Raw genomic sequence first — 25,115 nt, 5'->3', positions numbered from 1 at the left:
CCTGATAGTACTTAAATAGAGACTCGACAAATTAATAATAAGCCAGAGGTGTCTATGGACCATAATCTGAAAAATGCTCTACAAATAACAGCGTTTATCTACACAATCATTCTTTCATTTGGCTTTATTGCAATTGGTAGCTAATACCATCTATTGCGAGGCTGAGTTTTTATGCTCAGGGAATAATGAATAGTGGGATTATAACCAATATTGATACAGCAATAGACTTGGATTATTACGCTAAGTTTATTGCTGGAAAAACAGCACTGGTCGCTCAAGGTGGCGGACAGAGAAGTATTTTTACTTCTGGAGTGCTGGATGCCTTTCTTCTCTCAAATTTTGACCCCTTCGACGAATTTTTTGGTACCTCAGCAGGTGCTCTCAACTTATGCGCTTATCTGTGCCGTGATAAAGGCCTTGGCCGTTCTTTTGTTCTCGACCTCACAACCTCACCAGAATTTTTCAATCTCTTTTCCTATATACGACACCGAAAGAACCTAGGATTAGAATGGGCGCTAGAACAAATTATGGCTTACCCATATAAGCTCGATCTGGATTTAGGACGACAAACGCTAGGTGATCGCCATTTTTATGCGGCTGTAACGGGTTCAAAAGACTTACGAGACCACTACTTCCCACTATTGGGCGATGACTGGTACAAAGTGATGATTGCGACCTGCGCCATTCCTCGTTTGTACAATGACGAAATTTTTATTGGTGACAGTGCTTATGTGGACGGTGGTGTATCAGCATGTATACCGGTTCAAGAAGCGTGGCGCAGACAAGCTCGTTCCATTGTCGTGATTCGTACTGAGCCCGTGGTTGAGGAAGAGGAAGGACATTTTGCCGGATCTCAGGTGAATAAACCTTCAATAAAAACACCCAAACCGATATCCGCCGAAGAACTGGAATGGTTTCGTGAGTCTTTCGACAGTGTTCAAGGTCATTGGCAACAGAAAGTGGAGCAGTGGAAAACCGACTGGACCTCATTCTTCCAACAACAAATTATGCGCTCAAAAGAGCAGAAGCGTGACCGTGGGCATTTAGACCTGCTGAACGGTGGTCGCTGGCTATTTGGTGCAGATGATATTTATCGCTTAAGTCATTTAATCGGAGATAAGTTTGATTCAGGGCTAGCTGACATGCTGATGGTGCACTACCAAACTTACTCACTGACACAAGACTTTTTGAATTCGCCACCTGATGATGCGTTTGTTGTCCAGATAGCGCCAAGTCAGCCGCTGAAATCGAGTTCACTAATGAGTGATAAAGAGGATCTGTTGCACGATTACGAGCTGGGCTTAGAAGCCGGTCACCGATTTGTAGAAACCTATACGTCAACGGAAAACGCTCGTAATTCGCACATGCCACAGTTAGCCACCATTGCTGCTGGCAAGTAATTTTCGAAGTTGATGAATTAGTATGCAGTTAGCTTATCATGCTGTTTTAACCCGATCGTTAGTGAGTCGTATTCTGAAATGAAAAAGGGTTATTGAACTTGGTTCAATAACCCTTTTTTGCCTTTGAAATTATGCTAATCGCTTCGCCTTACGGTCAAACATTAAGTGACAGGCAAGATTCTCATACAGTTGGTTGACCCTGCGACATCCATAATGTCGCCTTGAGTGATGATCACTAGGTCACCAAACTTCAGGTATCCTTTCTCTTTTAGGCAAGTGAGGGTTGATAGTGCAATATCAAAGCTGTCTTCGGCCTCTGTCTCAAAGTAGATAGGTGTCACACCTCGGTACAAGGTGCAGCGATTAAGTGTTCCTTCGTTACGAGACAGCGCATAGATAGGCATGTCAGCACTTAAGCGAGACATCATCAAGGCAGTACGGCCAGACTCGGTGAGAGTGACTACACCTTTAATGCCTTCCATATGGTTTGCTGAGTAGATGGTCGCCATAGAAACAGTTTCCTCTGCGGTAACGAAGGTGCGGTCAATACGGTAATTAGATTGGTTAACCCCCGCCATCTTCTCAGCACCAATACACACTTCTGCCATTGATTTTACGGTTTCGACTGGGTAATCACCCGCAGCAGTTTCACCTGAAAGCATCACCGCGTCGGTGCCATCGAGTACCGCATTAGCAACGTCCATGACTTCGGCACGGGTTGGCATTGGCGCAGAAATCATTGATTCCATCATTTGAGTCGCGGTGATCACCGTTCGGTTAAGCGCTCTAGCACGGCGTATAAGCTGTTTTTGTACACCGACCAACTCTGGGTCTCCAATTTCTACTCCGAGGTCACCACGAGCCACCATGACCACATCTGAGGCCATTATGATGTCATCCATATTCTCAACAGTGGCGACTGTCTCTGCTCGTTCCACTTTTGCGACGAGGTGAGCTTCTAAGCCAGCTTCTCGTGCAAGCTGACGAGCGTAGTGCATGTCTTCGCCATTGCGAGGGAAAGATACGGCTAGGTAATCCACTTTGATTTGTGCTGCGGTGACGATGTCGCGCTTGTCTTTTTCTGTTAGCGCTTCTGCTGAAAGGCCACCGCCTTTTTTATTGATGCCTTTGTTATTTGATAGTGGGCCACCAATGATAACTTCGGTGTGAACACGGCAGCCTTCCACTTTGGTTACTTTCAGTTGAACCCGACCATCGTCGAGAAGCAAGATGTCGTCGGCTGACACGTCGTTAGGTAGCTCTTTGTAATCAAGGCCAACCGCTTGTTGGTTGCCTTCACTTAAACCTAAGCTACTGTCGAGAGTAAATAGATCACCGACAGCAAGTTGGATCTTACCTTCTTTGAATGTCGATACTCGAATCTTGGGACCCTGTAAGTCCCCGAGAATGGCGATTTGAGTGCCGAGTCTTTTGGCTATCGCTCGGACATTTTCTGCACGTTGGATATGGTCTTCGCTGGTGCCGTGAGAGAAGTTCATACGGACGATATTGGCACCGGCTTTGATGATCTCTTCAAGCACGTTACCTTTATCAGTAGAAGGGCCTAGCGTTGTGACGATTTTCGTTTTTCTTAATTCAGCTGTCATGAATACTCCTAGAGTGAGGCCAGTAATCTTTTAAAAGACTGAATTAAGTATATGCATTAATTGATAATTTATTGGGAGCTAGGGGGATATTTCTTGATTTACCTGTAATTATTGAATTCAGGGCTCAAACACGATGTTTTATTCTGAAAATTAAGTCGTAAATTATCGATGTGGGTGTTAATTTTCCTCGAACTATTTGACTCGATACACAAAGATTCATGTATATACGTGATACTGGTCACGGCGATATACCAAGTGACTTCACAATTACTTCGCAAAGTAAAAAAATTACCTCGTTGATGATTTCTGGAGCGTAAAATGTACATGGCTCAACCGGGCCATATTGATCATATCAAACAGGTCAATGCTGGTCGTGTATATAAACTAATTGACCTTAAAGGTCCTATTTCTCGTATCGATCTGTCCAAGCAAAGTGAGTTGGCTCCGGCGAGTATTACTAAAATTACCCGTGAACTCATTGAAGCTCACCTTATTCACGAAACGACGGTTCAAGAAGCCACGACTCGTGGGCGTCCTGCTGTCGGTTTACAAACCAATAACGAAGGTTGGCAGTTTCTGTCAATGCGTCTTGGTCGCGGATACTTGACGATCGCGCTCCATGAATTGGGCGGCGATGTACTTATCGATACGAAGATCGACATTCACGAACGTGACCAAGACGATGTGCTTGCGCGTCTTCTTCATGAAATCGATGAGTTCTTCCAAACCTATGCCGAGCAACTCGACAGGGTGACAAGTATTGCAATCACACTGCCAGGTCTGGTGAATTCAGAGCAAGGTATTGTGTTGCAGATGCCGCACTACAACGTTGAAAACTTAGCGTTGGGGCCGGAGATCTACAAAGAAACCGGTCTGCCAGTTTTTATTGCCAATGATACCCGAGCGTGGGCATTAGCAGAGAAGCTGTTTGGTAACTCACAAGACAACGACAACTCTGTTCTTATCTCGATTCACCACGGTTTAGGTGCCGGGATCATTCTTGATGGTCGCGTTCTGCAAGGACGTCACGGTAACATCGGTGAGTTGGGGCATATCCAGATCGATAAGGAAGGCAAGCTTTGCCACTGTGGTAATCGAGGCTGTTTAGAAACGGTCGCGAGTTCACAAGCAATCCGTGAGCAAGTCAAAGAGCGACTGGCAAATGGTGAAGAATCAACGCTAACGGTGTTTGAAGACGTCACTATTGAACAGATCTGCGCTGCCGCTGCTGATGGGGATCCGCTGGCTGTTGAAGTGATTGAACAGTTAGGTCGTTACCTAGGCTCTGCGATTGCGATTGTGATTAACCTATTCAACCCAGAGAAGATCTTGGTGGGTGGTGTTATCAATCAGGCGAAGAGTGTGTTATATCCAGCGATTCAAAAGTGCATCGAAGAGCAGAGCCTATCTGTTTACCATAAAGACTTAGAGCTGGTGGAATCTCGTTTTTATAAGCAGGCAACCATGCCAGGTGCTGCGCTCATTAAGCAGGCTTTATACGATGGTCAACTATTAATGAAAGTTATTGAAGGCTAACCCCTTTTTCTCGTCTTGTAGCCTTACCCTGAACCTTTCTATGTACTTAAGCTTTGTATAACATCATTTGTTGTACTTAGTTTAAGCATTCTGTGCATTGGCGCTTTGCTTTAACCTATTGAAGTAGGCTATTGTAGCCACAGTTATTATTTGTCACTAAGGTGTTGTATGTCTGGCGTTTTAAATTCGGTTGATCAGAGAACCAAACTGGTCGGTGAAAATCGTCTGGAGCTCTTGTTATTCAGCTTAAACAGTCGTCAACTATTTGCGATTAACGTATTTAAAGTGAAAGAAGTCCTAAAAGTGCCAGTGCTCACTCGCTTACCGGGCTCTCACCATCATATTACGGGTGTGGCTTCTTTACGTGGTGAATCGGTGCCTGTTATTGATTTGCGAAGTGCCATTGGCTTTCCGCCATCTCGTGCGGAATCTCAAGAGAGCAACCTGATTATTACGGAATACAACCGAACCGTACAAGGTTTCTTGGTTGGACAAGTTCGTAATATCGTGAACACGACATGGACAGAAATTCAACCGCCGCCAAAGACAACAGGCCGTGCAAACTACCTAACCGCTATCACGCATATTCAAGAAGAAGAGCAGCACAAGATTGTTGAGATCATCGATGTTGAAAAGGTGTTGGCTGAGATCATTGATTACGATGTATCGATCTCTGAAGGCGTTTTAGACGAACAGTTAGCTCAGGAGATGATAGGACGTAATGTGCTTATCGTTGATGACTCTTCAACAGCGCGTAACCAAATCAAAGGTACCTTGTCGCAGTTGGGTTTGAACATTATTGAGTGTTGTGATGGCTTAGAAGCACTGACCTTACTTAAGGGCTGGTGTGATGAAGGCAAAGACATCAATCAAGAAATATTGTTGATGATCACCGATGCTGAAATGCCTGAAATGGACGGCTATAAGCTGACACACGAAGTACGTACTGACCCTAGAATGCATGACCTGTTTATTACGCTAAATACTTCATTAAGTGGAAGTTTTAATGAAGCTATGGTTGAGAAAGTAGGGTGTAACCGCTTTATTTCCAAGTTCCAGCCGGACCTCTTGGTTGAAGTGACTCAAGAGCGAATGCGTCAGATTTTATAATTAATGCTGCTGTACGGTTTGTTTTGAGTGACCTTATAGAAAACGTTTGCTAATATTCACGTAGCATATTTTTCTTAACGAAATATGCTCAACTACTAGCGTAACTTTTCACACACAATCTAAGGTAGTTCCTCTTAATGATATGGTTAACGTCTAAAGTCGTCATGACTTTGAGCTTATTACTGTATAGGGAATTTAAGAAAAGACGTACGGAAGCTGAAGTTGAGTCATAACTCAACAATTGGAATCGAAGGGAAGCGGATGCTTCCCTTTTTCGTTGCTCTTTCTCTCGTTCCTCCTTTAGCCAGTGACCTATTGAGAACAGTTGGTACTTCGCTAATGAAAATCCCGAGATTTGGTTTTCAAGCCAACAATTTCATCGGTAATATCGATAAGTTTCCCCGCAATAACATGCACGACCTCTCCTTCTTTTTCTAATATCCCTTGTACCTTTAACGCCTTGGCTGTCAGATAAGCTTGCTGTTGAGCGCGCGCGGTTGCTCCCCATACCACGACATTAATATTGCCAGTGCTATCCTCCAGCGTGACAAAGGTGACACCTGCCGCGGTTCCGGGAGATTGTTTGCCTGTGACTAATCCGACAACGGTGACCATAGATTTGTGTCTTTGTTGTATTAAATCTTTCATATGTGTGAATCGACCTAATCGTCCCGCTTCTTCGAGCAAAGTGATTGGGTGCTTGTTCAATGAAATTCCGACACTGGTGAAGTCTTCGAGTAGATCTTGCATCTCATTCGGCTTGTGCAGTACATGTTCGTCATGTCCTGCTTCAGCATCGTCATAGGTTTGGCTAAACAGAGGTAGATCAGACGCCGAGTCCATGATCGCCCAGCGAGTCTGGAAGCGGTCTCCTGAGACATTATGTAGCGCATTGGCCGATGCCAGTAGCTCGATATCTTTCTTATTCATCGATAACTGTTTCACCTGACTAGGGTGGCGATAACCGGATTGTGGGCGATTGGCGAGCACGCTTTGAATTCCATGCTCGCTGAATCCTTTGATTTGTCGCAGCCCTAAGCGAATCGCTAAACCATTCTGATGTTCAACGACTATATGATTGTCTTGTGAGGCGTTCACACAGACCGGAAGTATCACCACATTATGTCGTTGTGCGTCTTGTACCAACTGTGATGGGCTATAAAAGCCCATGGGTTGGCTATTGAGTAAAGAAGCGTAGAAACACTCTGGGTAGTAACATTTCAACCAAGCAGAGCAATAAGCTAACACCGCAAATGAAGCCGAGTGGCTTTCAGGAAAACCGTACTCGCCAAAGCCGCATATCTGTTTAAAGATCTGCTCAGCAAACTCTGTCTCATAACCGCGCTTTTGCATTCCCTCGATAAGCTTGTTTTTAAATTTAAATACGTTGCCATTTTTCTTCCAAGCGGCCATCGCTCGTCTGAGTTGATCTGCTTCACCACCAGTAAATCCTGCTGCTACCATCGCGAGTTTGATCACTTGCTCTTGGAAGATAGGAACACCTAAGGTGCGCGACAGTACCGACTCCACATCTTTAGATGGATAACTGATTGGCTCAATGCCATCTCGACGCTTGAGAAACGGATGAACCATATCGCCCTGAATAGGACCTGGGCGTACGATAGCGATTTGAATCACCAAGTCGTAATAAGTCCTCGGTTTAAGCCTCGGCAGCATGCTCATTTGCGCGCGTGACTCAATTTGGAATATCCCGACCGTGTCTGCCCGTTGAATCATCCCGTAAACCTTAGGATCGTCCTTAAGGCGAGTGATCTCAGCAATGGTCAGTGATCGCCCGTGAATACGTTTGATCAGGTCGAAACATTTACGAATCGCAGAGAGCATACCAAGCGCGAGCACATCAACTTTCAGCAAGCCTAAGGTTTCTAGATCATCCTTATCCCATTGAATAATGGTTCGGTCTTGCATCGCAGCATTCTCGACGGGAACCAGCTCATACAGAGGTCCTGAGGATATGACAAAGCCGCCGACGTGTTGAGATAGGTGGCGTGGAAAGCCGATGATCTCATTGACCAAATGGATAAATTGTTGCCCCTTCAAAGAATCAGGTTGTAGTCCTAATTGAGTTAACTGAGCCTGCCAATCTAAGCTTTTGTCTCTGCGATTGGTGTTTTTGATGAAGTAATCGAGCTGAGTTTCTTGTAGCCCTAATGCTTTACCGATATCTCTTACTGCACTTTTAAAGCGATAAGAAATGACCGTTGCAGCCAGTGCAGCACGTTCTCTACCGTATTTTTGGTAGATATATTGAATAACCTCTTCTCGGCGTTCATGCTCAAAATCGACATCAATATCAGGCGGCTCATCACGCTCTTTACTGATGAAGCGTTCGAACAGTACCGAGATTTGTCTTGGGTCGACAGAGGTGATTTCTAAGCAATAACAAACCACGGAATTGGCCGCTGAACCTCGACCTTGGTAAAGAATGCCTTGGCTTTTGGCAAACATCACGATGTCGTGGATGGTGAGAAAAAAGAAAGGGTAGTCAAGCTCGCCAATTAACCCCAATTCTTTATCTATGATCTGTTGGATATCGTCAGGCACGCCTTGCGGGAAGCGAGTCTGTTTTCCTTTTTCGACCAACATACGCAGATAGCTCATGGGCGTCTCACCCTGAGGAATCAACTCACTTGGGTATTCGTATCGCAAGCTATCTAAATCAAATTCACATAACTCAGCGATGCGATTGCTCTCTTCTAGCCACTCCGCTTTGAATATATGAGAGAGCTTATCGATACTCCGTAAACAACGCTCGGCATTAGCGAGTAAGTGACTGCCCACATCGGTAATGGGTTTTTGGTATTTAATTGCGGTGAGTGAGTGCTGTAAGGGCAAGCGATTCGCGTTGTGCATCAGCACGCCACCACAAGCTGTAATAGGCAGTTGGTGATGTTGTGACAGCTCAACGCAGTAATCTGTGTACTGCTGGTCGGTTTGTTTTAGGTGTCGTTGTAAGCCGATCCAAAGCCGACCTGAATGATGCTGGGATAGCCATTGCCCCCAGTGCGCGTCTTCATTTTTCTGTTGAGGAAGCCAAAGAATAAAGCAGTGCTTAGCCGACATGATATCCCACTCAGAGAGCTGATAATGTCCTTTGCTGCTTCGGCGCCTCGCATTGGTAATAATGCGGCAAAGCTCGGCATAGGCTTGTCTATTTGGGCATAGCAAAACCACTTGGCATTCGTCATTTAGCCAAAACATGCTCCCGACAATTTGCTTGAGTGATAGTTTATGTTGCTTGATCGCAGAGTGAACCTTAACGATGCCCGCGACTGAGCACTCATCAGTAACCGCGAGTGCTTTGTAACGCAAGAAATCGGCCTGTAAAACAAGCTCCTCTGCGTGTGAGGCTCCCTCAAGGAAGGAGTAATTGCTTTGACAGAAAAGCTCTGAGTATTGCTGAGACATAACGTAATCTCACTTAACCATTGCGAGTGAACATGATTGAAAAGGGATGTTGAAATAGAGTACGTGGAACGGACGACTTAACTAAATTGTCTTGCTGAGTTACGTTCTTACCGACTAGCTAAATAAGCCGTGCAAAAACCACTGTTTATCTGGCGTTCTAAAGACCCATAGCCATCGACCGTTTTCACTGTGAGCAATAAAGTAGTCGCGAATGATTTTTTCGCCATCCCACCACCCAGAAACAATACGCTCAGGGCCCTGAGATAAGGTGACGCTTTCGGTTAAGGCTTCGGGCTCTGGCAGTAAAATACTGGGCCTGAGTCGCTGCTGACCTATGTTGAGAGACGGCGCTGCTTTTTCCACAATCTCAAAGGTGGCTTGTTTCTTTGCTACGGTTTTATTCAGGGTTGGAAGCGAATAGCGATTGGCTTTTTCTGGCCTAGGGTCCTGCTGTATTTTCGGTGTTTGAATGCAGGCTTGCCCAAGCTTTGCTTGCAATAGTGAAAGCAAATCTAACGCGGCAAGTGTTCCTGTATTACCATCAAAAAGATCATGATAGGTCATTTGCGGTTCTCCATGACGAACCAAGCTGAGGGTCAGCCCTTGAACCGGTGCTGTGAGCTTTAGTGACTCTAAAGTTAGATGGGTAAGGTTTGCCCATTTTTCAGCAAGGTAATCACCTTGTGCCGAATAGAAAGAGACATGGTGGTCGTCTTTATCTCTGAGGTGCAGAGTCAGTGTTAGCTCAAACGCGACTCTGTCACGTAGCTTCAAAAAACTCTCGAGTTGATTCAGTAATTTCAGCAGCGGTTTTTCGATAAATAGGATGTTTTCAATATCAAACAACAGCTCCAAATATTGCCGGAAATTCTCTGGTGGGTGATAGAAGTCAATCGGGTGTTTGAACTGTCCGTTAAGGCGACCGACATAATTCACCAAGTCGATGTCAAAGCGGCGTGCGATTTCTTGCAAAGGTAGCTTTAATAGATCTTTAACGGTATTGATACCGACACGGTTTAAGCGTTCAACTTGCTTGGTCGGTAGCTCACTGGAACTCAATGCTTGTTGATTGACCCAAGTTTTCATCTGCTCAATATTGTTTGTTGCTTGATTGATCGCTTGCTTACCCAAAAGGATCGCAGCAAGCGGCGAATAACCCGTAGCGAAGCTTAACTGGATATTGAGCGTCTCCAAGTGGCTTTTGAGCTCATGCCAGTAGTTATCTAACCCGTCGTAAAGTGACAGCATGTTAGAGGCTCTAATCAATAAACCATTTGGTGGCAATAACGCCATATCAGAAGTGACCAAATACGCCCATTGAGCGATCTCTTTGAGCTTACTTTTCTCTAGTTCAATGCTGTAAGGGTGGACGTGTAAGTTGTGACACAGCGCCGCCGCAGACCCTAAGCCCATACCAAGCGAAATTCCCGATTGCAGTGCCGCTGGGTTAGCTTGCAGCACACGGTGATCTTTTTCATCCACGATGATAATAGGTTGTTCGCGTGAGTCTTCGCTCGAACCTAATTCATTAGAGTTAAACAAGGTATCCAACTGCAGAGACGGAAAGTGCAGATAAAGCCACAACATACGCTAGCCTTGCTTCGCAATAGGAAAAGCCAGCACAGTGTTACCTGACAAAGCACGGTCTAAATTGTCTTCATAAACGACTTTCTCTGTGAGTAACGGCCAGTTGTGTGTCATGTCTAAAATAAAGCTGCCATACGACCAGCTGCCTTTTCTTTTTGTTACCTCTACCTTCAATCCTTGGGCGTGAGAAGACAGCTTCATGCTTAAAGAAACGGGTAGGGATAGTTGATTATGGCTGGTGGCTTTAAAGTGAAACTGAAGGCACTTACCGGTTTCACTGGCTGCTTGTAGGCGCTTGGTTTGGTGGATTTCGAGAGCGGCACCCCATAGCAATACAGAGTGACAAGCACCGCTTTTGAGGCACTGCTCAGCTGCCCACAACGCATCGAGATCGCGTTGAGGCTGGATAACGAGAATGTTCTCTAATTCAATGCCTTGGCTGCTAAAAAACTCGGCACAGATCTTCCCAGGCGGGTTAATGAATATGGCCAGTTTTTGCGAGTTTTGTTGAGATAAATAGGGCGTGAGTAGGCGTAGTTCGCCGATCCCTTGTTGTGATTCAACCTCAATAACGCCGTGCGTCGGGAAGCCGCCATCAAGCTGTTTATCCAGTTGAGGATAGCCTGTTGAAGTGGTACTTCCTTGCGTTGTTGATTGTAACCCTTTCCAGATTAGCTGGCGGTCTTGTAAGTTTTTTATAAGTTCATGCATAATTAAACACCTGTATATATATACAGTATATTTAACAATGAAAAAGATGCAAAGCAAAATGATGAAAATCAAAGGAACTAAGTTTTAGGTGCTTGATTTAGATACAAAAAAAGCCGCTATTAAAGCGACTTTTTACGATTGGTTATAATATCAACTACTTAGGTTGAGCGTCGATACATTGGCCATTAATGTCTGTCACACTTGGGTTCATTAAGTGTAAGTACAGTGGGATGATGTCCAGTGGCGTTTTCAGCTTGTTTGCATCTTCACCTGGGTACGCTTTTGCGCGCATGCGTGTTTGAGTGCCGCCCGGGTTGATCGCGTTAACACGGATGTTAGTGTCTTCAAGCTCATCCGCTAGGATTTGCATCATACCTTCGGTAGCAAACTTAGAGATCGCGTAAGTGCCCCAGAATGCACGGCCAGAGTGGCCAACGGTAGAAGAGGTAAATACGATACGACCTGCTTCCGCTTTCTTAAGAGCAGGCAGAAGTGCTTGAGTCATCAAGAATTCAGACTTCACATTGATCTGCATAACATCATCAAAAGTCTCTTCATCAATCTGTTCAAATGGACTCAGAGTGCCGAGAACACCTGCGTTATGCAGTAGACCATCTAAACGACCGAACTGTGATTCAATGGTTTCTGCCATATCAACGTAGTTCTGCTTTGTCGCACCTTTTAAATCCAATGGAATAATCGCAGGTTGTGGGTAACCAGCGCTTTCGATTTCATCGTAAATGAATTCAAGATTTTTAACATTGCGGCCTAACAGAATGACAGTTGCGCCATGTTGAGCGAAGCTTAGTGCTGCTTGGCGACCAATGCCAGCACCGGCACCTGTAACCAAAATTACTTTATCTTTGAGGGCATCTGTAGAGATTGGGTAATCCACTGTGCTTATCCTTCCTTCTTTCTTTTATTATGTTCGTCATTCCATTGATGTTTAATCACACAGATAACCGCAGGAATGATGAGAAATTCTTGGTAATCGTGACAAGATGGTTACAATACACTAATTCATACAATAGGGGATATGACATTGGAATTTTTGTTGGACTACGGCTTGTTTTTAGCCAAGATTGCGACCGTTGTAATCGCCATCATCGCAATTTTAGTGATTGCTAAATCTGTGGGTGGGAAATCAAGCGCAATTAAAGGTGAGCTGGAAATCACGAACCTATCTGAACACCATAAACAGACGATTGAACAATTAGAGCACCATCTACATGATGATGCTTTCATCAAAGCCCGTGATAAAGCAGAAAAGAAAGCAGAAAAAGAGAAAGTAAAATCACGTGGTAAAGAAGTGAAGAAAGCAGCGAAAGAGGGTGAGCTTGATAGCAAGCGTGAACCACATCTATTCGTTCTTGATTTTAACGGCAGCATTGATGCTAAAGAAGTGGCTTCATTACGTGAAGAGGTAACGGCGGTTCTGGCTGTGGCTCGTGAAGGCGATGAAGTATTACTTAAGCTTGAGTCTGGCGGTGGCATGGTTCACGGCTATGGTTTGGCGTCTTCTCAACTTGATCGTATCAAAGCAGCAGGTTTGCCTCTAACTATCTCGGTAGACAAAGTAGCAGCAAGTGGCGGTTACATGATGGCATGTATCGCAGACAAAATCGTATCTGCACCTTTTGCTATTGTTGGCTCTATTGGCGTTATCGCTCAATTGCCAAACTTCAATAAACTGCTGAAGAAACACGATATTGAGTTCGAACAGCTAACGGCAGGTGAGTACAAACGTACATTAACCATGTTTGGTGAGAACAGCGATAAAGCACGTGAGAAGTTTAAAGAAGAGCTAGAAGAGACACATGGCCTATTCAAAGACTTCATCCGTGACCATCGTCCTGCGTTAGATCTTGAAAAAGTAGCAACGGGTGAGCACTGGTTTGGTACGCAAGCACATGAACTTGGGCTGGTGGATGAGATCAGCACTTCTGATGATTTAGTCGTAGCGGCATGTAAGAACAAAACGGTTCTAGCGATTCACTACGTACAGAAGAAAAAGCTTTCAGACAAACTAGCGGGCGTGGCAGGCAAATCTGCAGACAGCATACTGATGAAACTGATTGAACGCGGCCAAAAGCCAATTGTTTAAGTTTATTCAGTTTTAGCTCTAGCTTTAGTGGCTCACGTCTATTTAAAGACGTTTGAGCCTTAAAAAGAAAGCGCATAAGTCATCAGACTTATGCGCTTTTTTATTGCTCCACTTCCGAGCGGGTTGACCACTATGGTGTAGGGGGAGCGGAGTTTTATAGCCATCACCGATTAACTGCGATGGGTATTAAATCTTGGCTCCATAGTCATTACGTTTTGGACAAGTCGTCAGAATCTCTCTATGACCCGTATCTTTGAGCTCTTCCAAAATTACATCAAAGCCCCACAAGCGATAGAGATGCTTCATCACTTCGTCGTAGCCTTTATCAAGCGGGATACGGTCATGAGGTACATACTGCAGCGTCATTGAGCGGTCACCACGAACATCGACGTTAAACACCTGAATGTTTGGTTCAAGGTTACTTAGGTTGTATTGCGCCGCAAGCTTCTCACGAATCAGGCGGTAGCCCGGATCATCATGAATGGCACTCACCTCGATGGTGTTTTTACGGTCGTCGTCGAGTACAGAGAACAGCTTAAAGTCTCGAATGATTTTTGGAGAAAGGTATTGGCTGATAAAGCTTTCATCTTTGAAATTGTGCATTGCAAAGTGCACTGCTTCTAACCAATCACTTCCTGCCAGCTCTGGGAACCACTCTCGGTCTTCATCTGTTGGCTCTTCACAGATGCGTCGGATGTCTCTAAACATCGCAAAGCCAAGCGCGTAAGGATTTATTCCGCTAAAGTAAGGGCTGTTGTAGGCGGGCTGTGCGACCACGCTGGTGTGGCTGTGTAAAAATTCTAAGATGAACTTGTCACTCACCAAGCCTTCATCATAAAGATGGTTAAGAATGGTGTAATGCCAGAAGGTTGCCCAGCCTTCGTTCATGACTTGAGTTTGTTTCTGAGGGTAGAAATACTGGCTTACCTTGCGAACGATACGAACACACTCACGCTGCCAAGGTTCAAGCAGTGGTGCGTTCTTCTCGATAAAGTAGAGAATGTTCTCTTGAGGCTCGCTAGGAAAGCGGATTTTGGTCTCTTTTTCCTTGTCTTGATTTTTAGGCACAGTTCTCCACAGCTCATTGACTTGAGATTGCAGATAAGCTTCACGTTCTTCTTGTCTTGCTGTTTCTTCTGCAATGGAAATCTTCTCAGGACGTTTGTATCGGTCTACGCCGTAATTCATTAATGCATGGCAAGAATCAAGGAGCTGCTCAACCTCAGCGACGCCATATTTCTCTTCACAACCACTGATATACTTCTTAGCGAACAGCAAGTAATCGATGATGGAACCGGCGTCTGTCCAGGTTTGAAACAGGTAGTTACCTTTAAAGAAAGAGTTGTGGCCGTAGCAAGCGTGAGCCATTACTAGAGCCTGCATCGTTACCGTGTTCTCTTCCATCAGATAAGCGATACAAGGATCTGAATTGATCACAATTTCGTAGGCTAAGCCCATTTGGCCATGCTTGTAGTTTTGCTCGGTTTGAATGAATTTTTTACCAAAAGACCAGTGGTTGTAATTGATAGGCATACCAATGCTTGAGTATGCATCCATCATCTGTTCTGAAGTAATCACTTCAATCTGGTTTGGGTAAGTATCTAAACGGTAATGCTGCGCAACACGTTTGATTTCTACGTGGTATTTCTCCAAGAGGTTGAACGTCCAATCTGGACCATCAGGCAGCATCTTGTCGTTTTTCTTCTTTGCAGCTTTGTCTTTCTCTGCAACGTTTGATTTCGCTGTCATGGCAAACTCCCTTACGCTGTCTCTTTCTGGAACAGTTCTCTAAACACAGGAAAAATATCATCCACCGTTTTAATGTTTTTCATGGCGAAGTTGTCAAAGCTACTCTCGAGTTTTTCGTATTCGTGCCAAAGCGTTTGATGAGAGCGGCGTGTTATTTCGATGTAAGAGTAATATTGGCAAGTTGGTAGAAGCGTATTGACCAGCAGCTCTTTACAACGAGGAGAGTCATCAGCCCAGTTATCGCCATCAGAGGCTTGTGCTGCATAGATGTTCCACTCATTAGCAGGATAGCGGTCTGCGACAATTTCCTTCATCAGTTTCAATGCACTGGAAACAATGGTGCCACCGGTTTCTTGGGAGTAGAAAAACTCATGCTCGTCGACTTCTTTAGCCTGAGTATGGTGACGAATAAACACAACATCGACGTTTTCGTAGGTGCGGTTTAGGAACAGGTACAGAAGGACATAAAAGCGCTTAGCAATATCTTTCGTGGCTTGATCCATTGAACCAGATACATCCATTAGACAGAACATCACGGCTTGGCTAGATGGAATAGGGCGCTTCTCGTAGTTTTTAAAGCGTAGGTCGAAGGTGTCAATGAATGGCACGCTTTCAATTTTTTTACGTAACTCGGCAATCTCTTCTTTCAAGCGACTTTCTTCAAAAGGTTGTGCTGGCTCCGTCATTTTAACTTGGTCAAGTTGCTCCATCAGTAGATTAAGCTCACGCTTTTTACCTGCTGTCATCGCGGTTCTACGAGCCAGAGATTGTTGCAGTGAACGAACGATGGCGATGTTGGATGGAATCCCCGCACTCTGGTAACCAGAGCGGTGTGTTTTCCATTCGGTGATTTTATTGACCTGATTCTTCTCTAAATTAGGCAGAGCTAAATCTTCAAAGAGAATATCAAGATACTCATCTTTTGAAATTTGGAAGGTAAATTCATCTTGGCCTTCGCCATCAGGGCTTGCGTCGCCTTGGCCTGAGCCACCACCTTGACCGCCACCTTTAGGGCGTTCGATTTTATCGCCTGTGATGAACTGATCATTACCTGGGTGAACGCGTTCTCTTACGCCGCCTTGACCTTGGTGAAAGCTTGGCTCTTTGATGTCTTTATGGGGAATAGTGACGTCTTCACCCGTTTCAGTATTGGTGATTGAGCGTCGGTTGACTGCATCGGCCACAGATTCTTTGATTTGCTCTTTATGGCGTCGTAAGAAACGCTGTCTATTCACAGCACTCTTATTCTTGCCATTGAGCCTCCGATCGATAAATTGTGCCATAAGAACTCCCTCTCAGCTGATGTCGCGATCCTACTTTTTATTCGGGTATAAGAGTTATTGGTTTACTAAGGTATAAAAGTTATTAGTTTGTACGAGCTGCCCAATTGAGCTGCCCAATTGAGCAGCTCAATACCGTTTGGTTATGAGGATTTACGAACTCTTAGGTACCACTCGGATAGTAGCCTCACTTGTTTCTCGGTGTAGCCTTTTTCCATCATACGAGCAACGAAGTCGTCATGTTTTTTCTGATCATCCGTTGAGGTCTTAGCATTGAACGAAATAACAGGAAGTAGCTCTTCTGTGTTAGAGAACATTTTCTTCTCAATAACAGTGCGCAGTTTCTCGTAGCTCGTCCAAACTGGGTTTTGGCCATTGTTGTTGGCTTTGGCACGAAGCACAAAGTTTACAATCTCATTTCGGAAGTCTTTAGGGTTACTGATACCGGCTGTTTTCTCGATTTTCTCAAGTTCACCATTCAGAGAAGCACGGTCAAATAGCTGGCCGGTTTCTGGATCGCGGTACTCTTGGTCTTGAATCCAGAAGTCTGCGTAGGTGACATAGCGGTCGAAGATATTCTGGCCGTACTCAGAGTAAGACTCTAGGTAAGCGGTTTGAATCTCTTTACCAATGAACTCTACGTAGCGTGGCACGAGATACCCTTTCAAGAACTCTAGATATTTCTCAGCGGCCTCTTGAGGAAATTGCTCACGTTCGATTTGCTGCTCAATAACGTAGAACAGGTGCACTGGGTTGGCGGCCACTTCGGCTTGGTCGAAGTTAAACACACGAGACAGGATCTTAAAGGCAAAACGCGTTGATAGCCCTGACATGCCTTCGTCAACACCAGCATAATCTCGGTACTCTTGGTAGCTCTTCGCTTTTGGATCGGTGTCTTTTAGAGTCTCGCCATCGTAAACACGCATTTTTGAGAACAGAGAAGAGTTTTCAGGTTCTTTCAGTCTCGATAGGATGCTGAATTGCGATAGCAGATCGAGTGTGCTTGGTGAACAAGGGGCTTTGGACAGCTCACTGTGTTCCAGCAGTTTCTGGTAGATCTTAACTTCTTCAGAGACGCGCAGACAGTAAGGGACTTTTACAATGTACACACGGTCGAGGAAGGCTTCGTTGTTTTTGTTGTTACGGAAGGTCTGCCACTCGGATTCGTTCGAGTGAGCCAGAATCATACCGTCAAATGGCAGTGCTGAAAGTCCTTCGGTACCGTTGAAGTTACCTTCTTGTGTTGCCGTTAGTAGAGGGTGCAATACCTTGATTGGCGCTTTGAACATCTCCACGAATTCCATCACACCTTGGTTGGCTTTACATAGCGCACCAGAGTAGCTGTAGGCATCAGGATCATCTTGAGAGAAGTGTTCAAGTTTACGAATATCAACTTTACCAACCAAAGACGAGATATCTTGGTTGTTTTCATCACCTGGCTCTGTTTTCGCGATCGCGACTTGATCGAGAATAGAAGGGCGCAGTTTGATGACTTTGAATTTGGAAATATCACCGCCAAAATCGTGCAGACGTTTCGCTGCCCACGGAGACATAATTGAGCGAAGATAGCGTTTCTCGATGCCGTATTCATTCTTCAATAAGTCGCCATCTTCGTTAACATCGAATAGACAGAATGGGTGATCGTTTACAGGGCTTCGTTCACCGTCAGCAGACAATACATAGATTGGCAGTTTCTGCATCAGGGCTTTGAGTTTTTCAGCGAGAGAAGATTTACCACCGCCCACAGGGCCAAGTAGGTAAAGGATTTGTTTACGTTCTTCTAAACCTTGCGCAGCATGTTTTAAGTAAGAAACAATCTGTTCAATCGCATCTTCCATACCGTAGAAATCTTTAAATTCGCTGTAGCGTGAGATGACACGGTTTGAGAAAATACGACTCAGATGAGGGTCTTGAGCGGTGTCAATGACCTCCGGTTCGCCAATGGCTAGTAATAAGCGCTCGGCAGCATTAGCGTAAGCACTTTTATCGTCTTTACACAGCGCTAAGAACTCTTGCAATGTCAGCTCTTCTTCCTTGGCTGCTTCATAACGTGATTGATAGTGGTCAAAAATACTCATAGTCACATTCCCCTTGTTAACCAGTCAAAACTGACGAGCGATTGAAAAATAGGCTCTCCCTACATTTTAAGGTTAGACCCGCTTCGACAATTTTGCTTAACAATTATGTATTTATTTACAATTTTGTGTGTGAAAAGCGTAGCGAGCTCAATAGGCAACTTGAGGCGTGTAGAATCAAATTATTTTACATTCGAGGGGATCTAGCCGTTTGTTTTGTGATTTTAGGTCGCTTAATAATACTCACACTGGATTTATGTGTATTAGATGTATAACTGGGCTCTATTGATTTTCTGGAACGAAGTACCATATAATGCGCGGCGTTATCAAAAATTGCTCAATAAATAGGTAGATGTAGTGAAGAACAATGGGTTAAAAATAGTGGCTATCAGTGCTGCGTTACTGGCTTCGACAGCAACACATGCAAAAATCTCGCAGTGGTCACTCGGCGTTGCTGCCTCTTATTCTCCTGCTGTTTACAAAGACACTCCGTCAAACCGTGCCGTGATCCCTATGATTGGTTATGAAGGTGAGCACTTCTTTATGCGTGGTTTCAGTGCAGGCTATCGCTTATTACCTGCAGGTTCACCGCAAAATATTGTGTTTCGAGCCGTTTATGATTCAAGAACATTAAAGCCGGGTGACTCTGATAACGTTGATATTCAAAAGTTGGATGAACGTGATGCCTCTGTATTGGGTGGTATCAGTTATCAAGTGATTACTCTGGTTGGGATGTTTGAAGCGACAGCAGGTTCAGATTTAGGCTTTAAGCACAATGGTATTTATGCGGAAGCGGCATGGCGTCTACCGATTCGTCGTAATGGCTGGGCGATTACCCCATCTATTGGTTACGCCTACAACAGCGAGCGTTTGAATAATCACTTATATGGTGTGAGTTCAGCTGAAGCGGCAAGAACTAACTTAGATGAATTCGACGCAGACTGGGATGGTCAGTACTTTATTGGTTTAGGTGGCTATCTGCATGTTACGCCAAATGTTCGAGTAACTGGTGGCGTTCGTTATACCAACCTTGAAGGCGATATTGAGAATAGCCCAATACTTGAAAGTGGCATTAACATGGCCGCGAACGTCGGTGTGGCTTACGTTTTCTAATTGTTTTGGTTTTTCTCTTTGTGTGCGAACATTAAAAAAGGGTTACTCATGATGAGTAACCCTTTTTCTTGAAACTTTTTTTAAAAGTTATCGCTGATCTATTAACGTATTAAGCGCTAAAGATTTGAGATAGCTCTGTCGCACATAGGTGGTACTGACGAGGACAGTTGCGCCATGTTGTTAGCATGCGACGGTACTTCTCTAGCATTGGCATTTGGCTATTGAAGTGGTGATCGGCTTTGTCGAATTGAGGGTAAAGACCTTCAGAATCAACAAGGAAACGCACGTAATGTACGATCTGCGCTTCAGAAGCGATATCAAAACCTAAGAACTGAAGGCGACGTTGGTCTACTTCAGCACGTTCTTGTTCTGCAAGCATTTTGTTCGACTCTTGCATTGCATGGTACATCTCCATGATGTCGATAATTTCGCGACATTCTGCTTCAGTCAAACAACCAAACTCTTTGTTAAGCTCACGCATTTGGAGTTCGTAACCACGTTCTACAATCGTTTGTAGACGTTGGTATTTAGCTGAGTTCTCAGGATCCATTTGAGACATTAGGTAGTATTGATTTGATAGAATTAGACGCTGAGCATTGGTCATTTCCATGGGAGGAGCCTCACTAAAAAACTAAATGTTATATTCTTTTGTTGCAGTAAGAGTAACAGCATTCCTACGAGTGGAAACATGATCTCAACACGGATTTAATATGATTTTTTGAATTGATAAACAAAAGTTGTAAAGAAAAGTGAAAGGATTGTTTTGCTCGAAAAGAAAACGCCCCAATCGAAATTGAGGCGTTTGAAAACAATATCAACGTAAGTCTAGATTAGTATTTTACGTTTGAATGGTATTGGCTAAGAACAGCAACAATCTCATCCATTTTCTCTTTGCTTGGCGGGTTTGTACCTTCAAGAGGGTAGTCAAAACCAAGTGCTTCCCACTTATGTGCACCAAGCTTATGGTACGGAAGAAGTTCTACTTTCTCGATGTTGTCCATGTCTTTGATGAATTCACCTAGCAGGTGAGCATCTTCAGGCGTATCTGTGTAGCCAGGGACAATCACATAACGAATCCAGGTTTTCTTACCAATTTTGTGCAAGTAGCGTGCGAAATCAAGAGTACGTCTGTTTGATACACCAATGAAATCGTGGTGTATCTCATCTCGCATGTGCTTAAGATCCAACATAACTAGATCAGAGGCTTCTAGGACTTCATCAACCACTTCAGTGTGCTTACGAATGTAGCCATTAGTATCAAGACAAGTGTGGATGCCTTCAGCTTGAGCTGCGCGGAAAAAATCACGAACAAATTCAGGTTGTAGCATCGCTTCACCACCAGAACAGGTGATACCACCGCCCGATGCTTTCATGAAATGACGGTATGATTTTGCTTCGTTGATGATCTCTTCGACCGTTACTTCCTTTCCGTCATGAAGATCCCATGTATCACGGTTATGACAGTACATACAACGCATTAAACAGCCTTGAAGAAACACAATAAAGCGGATACCAGGGCCATCGACAGTACCACAAGATTCGAATGAGTGAATGCGACCAGTTGTAGACATGAGCTATTCTCGTAGAGGAATTTATACCGTTTATTTTATTACAAAAACGGTACATAAAATAGGGTCAAATGGTAACGAGGTCTTTAAAAATAAAGGCAATCACCAGTGAAGATGATTGCCTTTATTAAACTTGAAAATTAAAGGACGAAAGCCCTTACTGGTGCTTAGAAGAAAGCAAACATTGTGATGCCACCAGTGGTGTAAACTGACTCTTTTGCTTCTTCATAATCAGGGGTCTTTGCGGTTAGTGCGAAAGAGGCACCAACGTATCGGTTATACCAAGCCACACCAACCACTGCTGTCGCTTGAATATTCTCTAAAGTAACATCGTAGATAGCGGGATCTTCGTTGTTTTTTCTCGCGTACTCATCTACACCAGAGCGATCGCCTTCGATTGTTAGATCGTTGAATCGGTAACGACCTTCAAGGCCTGCATAGGTAAACCAACCAGCGTTTGATGCCCCGATCATGCCGGGTTTGAATGGGTTTTCTGTAGTGATGTTGGCTGCACCAAAGTTACCGCCTAAATCCGTACCCCAACGGAACATAAATCCAGTCGAGATATCACTTCTAAAGTTACCCACGTTGATCTCTGAAACGTTAGAGATTTCGTAGTCAGTATTCGCTAGAGCTTGATTACGCATTAGGTTGAAATGGCTTAAATAACCAACGCTGCCCGCCCACTCATCATCAACTTGGTATTCCCACCCCATAGGCTCATCTGATTTAGTGATCGAGTGAACCAGCTTTTGAGCGTCTTCTGAAAGTGCACTTTCACCAGTCGTTCCAAACGTTATGTTAAAGCGCTGGGCTTGCTGTGGATTCAAGCTGATGTAGTTGAATTCAGTGTGAAGGTAACCGGCATATGGACGGTCATTGGGCAGAGGTTTTTCCGCTTCAATATCAGAAGGCGTATACATCTTGTGGCCAATGGTGATTTCCCATTTATCTAGAGAGCTAGCGCCCCAGTAGGAAAGGCTCAATGGTTTGACCCAATTGTATGGTGTAATACTTGATGATGTGTAACCCAGAAATAAGCCGTTGGTATAGTCTTGGTCGACGCCAAAAACACCATCATTATCTAAAGCAAAAGTTAACGTAGAACGATCAGATGCCAAAGATGAAAAAGAGAGGAGAATCAGGGGTAAACAACGCAGGTATTTCATGGAGCAGTTACTCTTAAATTATGAACCGCGATATTACCGTAATTTGAGTGGATTTGTGGAAAAAAAGTGAATGATAGGGTGCTTTTTTGCTCAACCTAACATTTCGCGGGGGAGATGAGTTCAGTGCGATTTACAGCAGATATAAAAAAGCCTCGCACATTGGCGAGGCTAATATTATTTACTGTCTATTGAGCGTGAGCTTATAGAGACTCAGTAAATGTACGTGCGATTACGTCAGCTTGTTGCTCTGCAGTTAGCGAGTTAAAGCGAACAGCGTAACCAGATACACGGATTGTTAGCTGAGGGTATTTCTCAGGGTGCTTAACTGCGTCTTCAAGAGTTTCGCGGTTAAGAACGTTAACGTTAAGGTGTTGACCACCTTCAATGCCAGCTTCGTGGTGGAAGTAACCATCCATTAGGCCTGCAAGGTTAGCACGTTGGCTATCTTGTTCTTTACCTAGTGCGTTTGGCACGATAGAGAACGTGTAAGAGATACCATCTTGTGCGTCAGCAAACGGTAGTTTACCTACAGACGTTAGTGAAGCTACAGCACCTTTCTCATCACGACCGTGCATTGGGTTAGCACCAGGAGCGAAAGGAGCGCCAGCACGACGACCGTCTGGAGTGTTACCTGTTTTCTTACCGTAAACCACGTTAGACGTGATAGTAAGAACTGACTGTGTAGGGATAGAGTTACGGTAAGTCTTAAGCTTACGGATCTTGTTCATGAACGTAGAAACTAGTTCACAAGCAATGTCATCTACACGAGAGTCGTTGTTACCGTATTTAGGGTAATCGCCTTCGATTTCGAAGTCAGTTGCGATGCCATCTTCGTCGCGGATTGGTTTAACAGTCGCGAACTTGATTGCAGACAGTGAGTCAGCTGCAACAGATAGACCAGCAATACCACAAGCCATTGTACGACGAACGTCACGGTCATGAAGAGCCATTAGAGACGCTTCGTAGCTGTACTTGTCGTGCATGTAGTGAATGCTGTTTAGCGCAGTCACGTATTGCTTAGCTAGCCAGTCCATGAAGTGATCTAGACGATCCATTACTTTATCGTAATCAAGAACAGCATCAGTCATTGGAGCTTCTTTAGGACCAACTTGCATCTTAAGTTTTTCGTCCACACCGCCGTTGATTGCGTAAAGCATTGTTTTCGCAAGGTTAGCACGAGCACCGAAGAACTGCATTTGCTTACCAACGATCATTGGAGATACACAACAAGCGATAGCGTAATCATCAGATGCAAGGTCAGGACGCATTAGGTCATCATTTTCGTACTGGATAGAAGAAGTATCGATAGATACCTTCGCACAGAAACGCTTGAAGCCGTCAGGTAGTTGCTCAGACCAAAGAACAGTGATGTTTGGCTCTGGAGAAGGACCCATAGTGTATAGAGAGTTTAGGAAACGGAAGTTCGAACGCGTTACTAGCGTACGACCGTCGATACCCATACCACCCATAGACTCTGTTGCCCAGATTGGGTCGCCAGAGAATAGCTCATCGTACTCAGGAGTACGTAGGAAACGAACCATACGCAGCTTCATTACGAAGTGGTCGATCATTTCTTGTGCTTGTTCTTCAGTGATTTTGCCAGCAGCGATATCACGCTCGATGTAGATGTCTAGGAAAGTCGAAGTACGACCTAGAGACATTGCAGCACCGTTTTGAGATTTAACAGCAGCTAGGTAGCCGAAGTAAGTCCACTGGATAGCTTCTTGAGCAGTTTGAGCTGGCTCAGAGATATCGAAACCGTATTTCTCAGCCATTTGCTTGATTTGACCTAGAGCACGATGTTGCTCAGAGATCTCTTCACGCAATTGCATTGTTGCAGCAAGATCTTCGCCGTTCTCGAAACGCTCTTGTAGAGAAGCGAATTGAGCAGCTTTGTCTTTCATTAGGAAATCAATACCGTAAAGTGCAACACGACGGTAGTCACCAATGATACGACCACGGCCGTAAGCATCAGGAAGACCAGTCAGAACACCAGACTTACGACATTTTAGGATATCAGGAGTGTAGATATCGAAAACGCCAGCATTGTGTGTTTTGCGGTATTCTGAGTAGATTTTTGAAACCATTGGGTCAAGAGTTTCACCGTATGCTTTACAAGAACCTTCAACCATACGTACACCACCGTTAGGGATGATTGCACGTTTTAGTGGCTTCTCAGTTTGTAGACCAACGATAGTCTCAAGATCTTTCTCAATGTAACCTGCATCGTGAGCAGTAATGGTAGAGATAACAGAAGTATCGAAATCTACAGGTGCTTTAGTTGCGTTTTCCTGTTTGATACCTTCCATTACCGAAGACCAAAGCTTGTTAGTTGCTTCAGTACCCTCAGAAACTAGGAAAGACTCGTCGCCTTCATACGGCGTGTAGTTCTTTTGAATGAAATCACGAACGTTTACTTCGCTTTGCCACTCACCTGCAGCAAAATCTTCCCAAGCTTTAGCAAATTGCTCTGCCATGACATACCTACCTTTTTAGTAGAAAAAATACGTACATTAACACTGTTGAGCCAGCGCCCCTCGTAAGGGTAGTACACTCTTATTAATAACAATATATATGAGCATATAAGCGTCATATGGTTATATATATTGTCACTACCTTCTATATGTTGTCTTTACTCTATGTATTCAAGACTACGCTAAAAAATTTCTGCAAACCT

The 25,115-nt window shown here is 44.4% G+C and carries 18 protein-coding genes; 6 read left to right on the top strand and 12 right to left on the bottom strand.

Annotation, left to right across the window (positions count from 1 at the left end; translation table 11 throughout):
• Positions 1–54 precede the first annotated feature (54 nt).
• Positions 55–144 (top strand): YnhF family membrane protein, encoded by a 90-nt coding sequence (locus ATB74_RS24555; protein WP_122053551.1) that lies wholly within the window; start codon positions 55–57, stop codon positions 142–144.
• Positions 145–185: 41 nt separating this feature from the next.
• The gene (locus ATB74_RS10945) at positions 186–1,400 is read left to right on the top strand and encodes a patatin-like phospholipase family protein (protein WP_061018494.1); all 1,215 of its coding nucleotides are present in this window, start codon (positions 186–188) and stop codon (positions 1,398–1,400) included.
• A gap of 161 nt (positions 1,401–1,561) precedes the next feature.
• On the opposite strand, the gene pyk is transcribed toward ATB74_RS10945, so the two are convergent.
• Entirely contained in the window at positions 1,562–3,007 is a 1,446-nt protein-coding gene (pyk, locus tag ATB74_RS10940) for a pyruvate kinase (RefSeq protein WP_061018492.1), read from the bottom strand.
• Positions 3,008–3,325: 318 nt separating this feature from the next.
• Between pyk and mlc the strand changes: the two genes are divergently transcribed.
• Together mlc and ATB74_RS10930 are read left to right on the top strand one after the other, a co-directional pair.
• Positions 3,326–4,543 carry a sugar metabolism global transcriptional regulator Mlc gene (gene mlc, locus ATB74_RS10935; protein WP_048607464.1) on the top strand — a complete coding sequence of 406 codons (1,218 nt, stop codon included), beginning with the start codon at positions 3,326–3,328 and terminating at the stop codon, positions 4,541–4,543.
• Between the two features lie 168 nt (positions 4,544–4,711).
• Positions 4,712–5,653: a chemotaxis protein CheV gene (locus ATB74_RS10930; protein ID WP_017062139.1), complete on the top strand. Its 942-nt coding sequence runs from the start codon at positions 4,712–4,714 to the stop codon at positions 5,651–5,653.
• 336 nt (positions 5,654–5,989) lie between these two features.
• Here ATB74_RS10930 and ATB74_RS10925 read toward each other — a convergent pair whose 3' ends face one another.
• From ATB74_RS10925 to ATB74_RS10910, 4 genes are all read right to left on the bottom strand, one after another.
• Complete coding sequence (locus ATB74_RS10925) at positions 5,990–9,082, bottom strand: error-prone DNA polymerase (protein WP_061018491.1); 3,093 nt, start codon at positions 9,080–9,082, stop codon at positions 5,990–5,992.
• 114 nt (positions 9,083–9,196) lie between these two features.
• Positions 9,197–10,669, bottom strand: a complete 1,473-nt coding sequence (locus ATB74_RS10920; protein ID WP_061018489.1) for a Y-family DNA polymerase — start codon at positions 10,667–10,669, stop codon at positions 9,197–9,199.
• A 3-nt stretch (positions 10,670–10,672) separates the two neighbouring features.
• Positions 10,673–11,380: a translesion DNA synthesis-associated protein ImuA gene (gene imuA, locus ATB74_RS10915; protein WP_061018487.1), complete on the bottom strand. Its 708-nt coding sequence runs from the start codon at positions 11,378–11,380 to the stop codon at positions 10,673–10,675.
• A 154-nt stretch (positions 11,381–11,534) separates the two neighbouring features.
• Entirely contained in the window at positions 11,535–12,275 is a 741-nt protein-coding gene (locus ATB74_RS10910; protein WP_050621848.1) for a YciK family oxidoreductase, read from the bottom strand.
• A 147-nt stretch (positions 12,276–12,422) separates the two neighbouring features.
• On the opposite strand from ATB74_RS10910, the gene sohB reads away from it, so the two are divergent.
• Entirely contained in the window at positions 12,423–13,484 is a 1,062-nt protein-coding gene (sohB, locus tag ATB74_RS10905) for a protease SohB (protein ID WP_155645145.1), read from the top strand.
• 186 nt (positions 13,485–13,670) lie between these two features.
• Here sohB and ATB74_RS10900 read toward each other — a convergent pair whose 3' ends face one another.
• The 3 genes from ATB74_RS10900 to ATB74_RS10890 all read right to left on the bottom strand — a co-directional run bounded on the left by ATB74_RS10900 (position 13,671) and on the right by ATB74_RS10890 (position 18,591).
• Positions 13,671–15,233, bottom strand: coding sequence for a SpoVR family protein (locus tag ATB74_RS10900; protein ID WP_060982326.1), 1,563 nt, complete (start codon positions 15,231–15,233; stop codon positions 13,671–13,673).
• Positions 15,234–15,244: 11 nt separating this feature from the next.
• Positions 15,245–16,516: a YeaH/YhbH family protein gene (locus ATB74_RS10895; protein ID WP_017091537.1), complete on the bottom strand. Its 1,272-nt coding sequence runs from the start codon at positions 16,514–16,516 to the stop codon at positions 15,245–15,247.
• 140 nt (positions 16,517–16,656) lie between these two features.
• Positions 16,657–18,591 carry a PrkA family serine protein kinase gene (locus ATB74_RS10890; RefSeq protein ID WP_061018483.1) on the bottom strand — a complete coding sequence of 645 codons (1,935 nt, stop codon included), beginning with the start codon at positions 18,589–18,591 and terminating at the stop codon, positions 16,657–16,659.
• Positions 18,592–18,945: 354 nt separating this feature from the next.
• On the opposite strand from ATB74_RS10890, the gene ATB74_RS10885 reads away from it, so the two are divergent.
• Entirely contained in the window at positions 18,946–19,701 is a 756-nt protein-coding gene (locus ATB74_RS10885; RefSeq protein WP_061018482.1) for a MipA/OmpV family protein, read from the top strand.
• Positions 19,702–19,810: 109 nt separating this feature from the next.
• Here the strand turns inward: ATB74_RS10885 and ATB74_RS10880 are convergent, their stop codons facing one another.
• The 4 genes from ATB74_RS10880 to pflB all read right to left on the bottom strand — a co-directional run bounded on the left by ATB74_RS10880 (position 19,811) and on the right by pflB (position 24,915).
• Positions 19,811–20,311, bottom strand: a complete 501-nt coding sequence (locus ATB74_RS10880; protein ID WP_017066932.1) for a YfbU family protein — start codon at positions 20,309–20,311, stop codon at positions 19,811–19,813.
• A gap of 220 nt (positions 20,312–20,531) precedes the next feature.
• A complete protein-coding gene (gene pflA, locus ATB74_RS10875) occupies positions 20,532–21,272 on the bottom strand; it encodes a pyruvate formate lyase 1-activating protein (protein WP_010437353.1) in 741 nt (246 codons plus the stop codon).
• Positions 21,273–21,436: 164 nt separating this feature from the next.
• Entirely contained in the window at positions 21,437–22,438 is a 1,002-nt protein-coding gene (locus ATB74_RS10870; protein ID WP_060982329.1) for a lipid A deacylase LpxR family protein, read from the bottom strand.
• 200 nt (positions 22,439–22,638) lie between these two features.
• A complete protein-coding gene (gene pflB / locus ATB74_RS10865) occupies positions 22,639–24,915 on the bottom strand; it encodes a formate C-acetyltransferase (RefSeq protein WP_060982330.1) in 2,277 nt (758 codons plus the stop codon).
• Positions 24,916–25,115 lie beyond the last annotated feature (200 nt).

The sequence above is a fragment of the Vibrio splendidus genome, assembly GCF_001557875.1.
In the GTDB taxonomy this organism is placed as follows: Bacteria; Pseudomonadota; Gammaproteobacteria; order Enterobacterales; family Vibrionaceae; genus Vibrio; species Vibrio splendidus_F.
The sequence above is the reverse complement of the archived record's forward strand: the minus strand, read 5'-3'. Positions and strand labels throughout refer to the sequence as shown.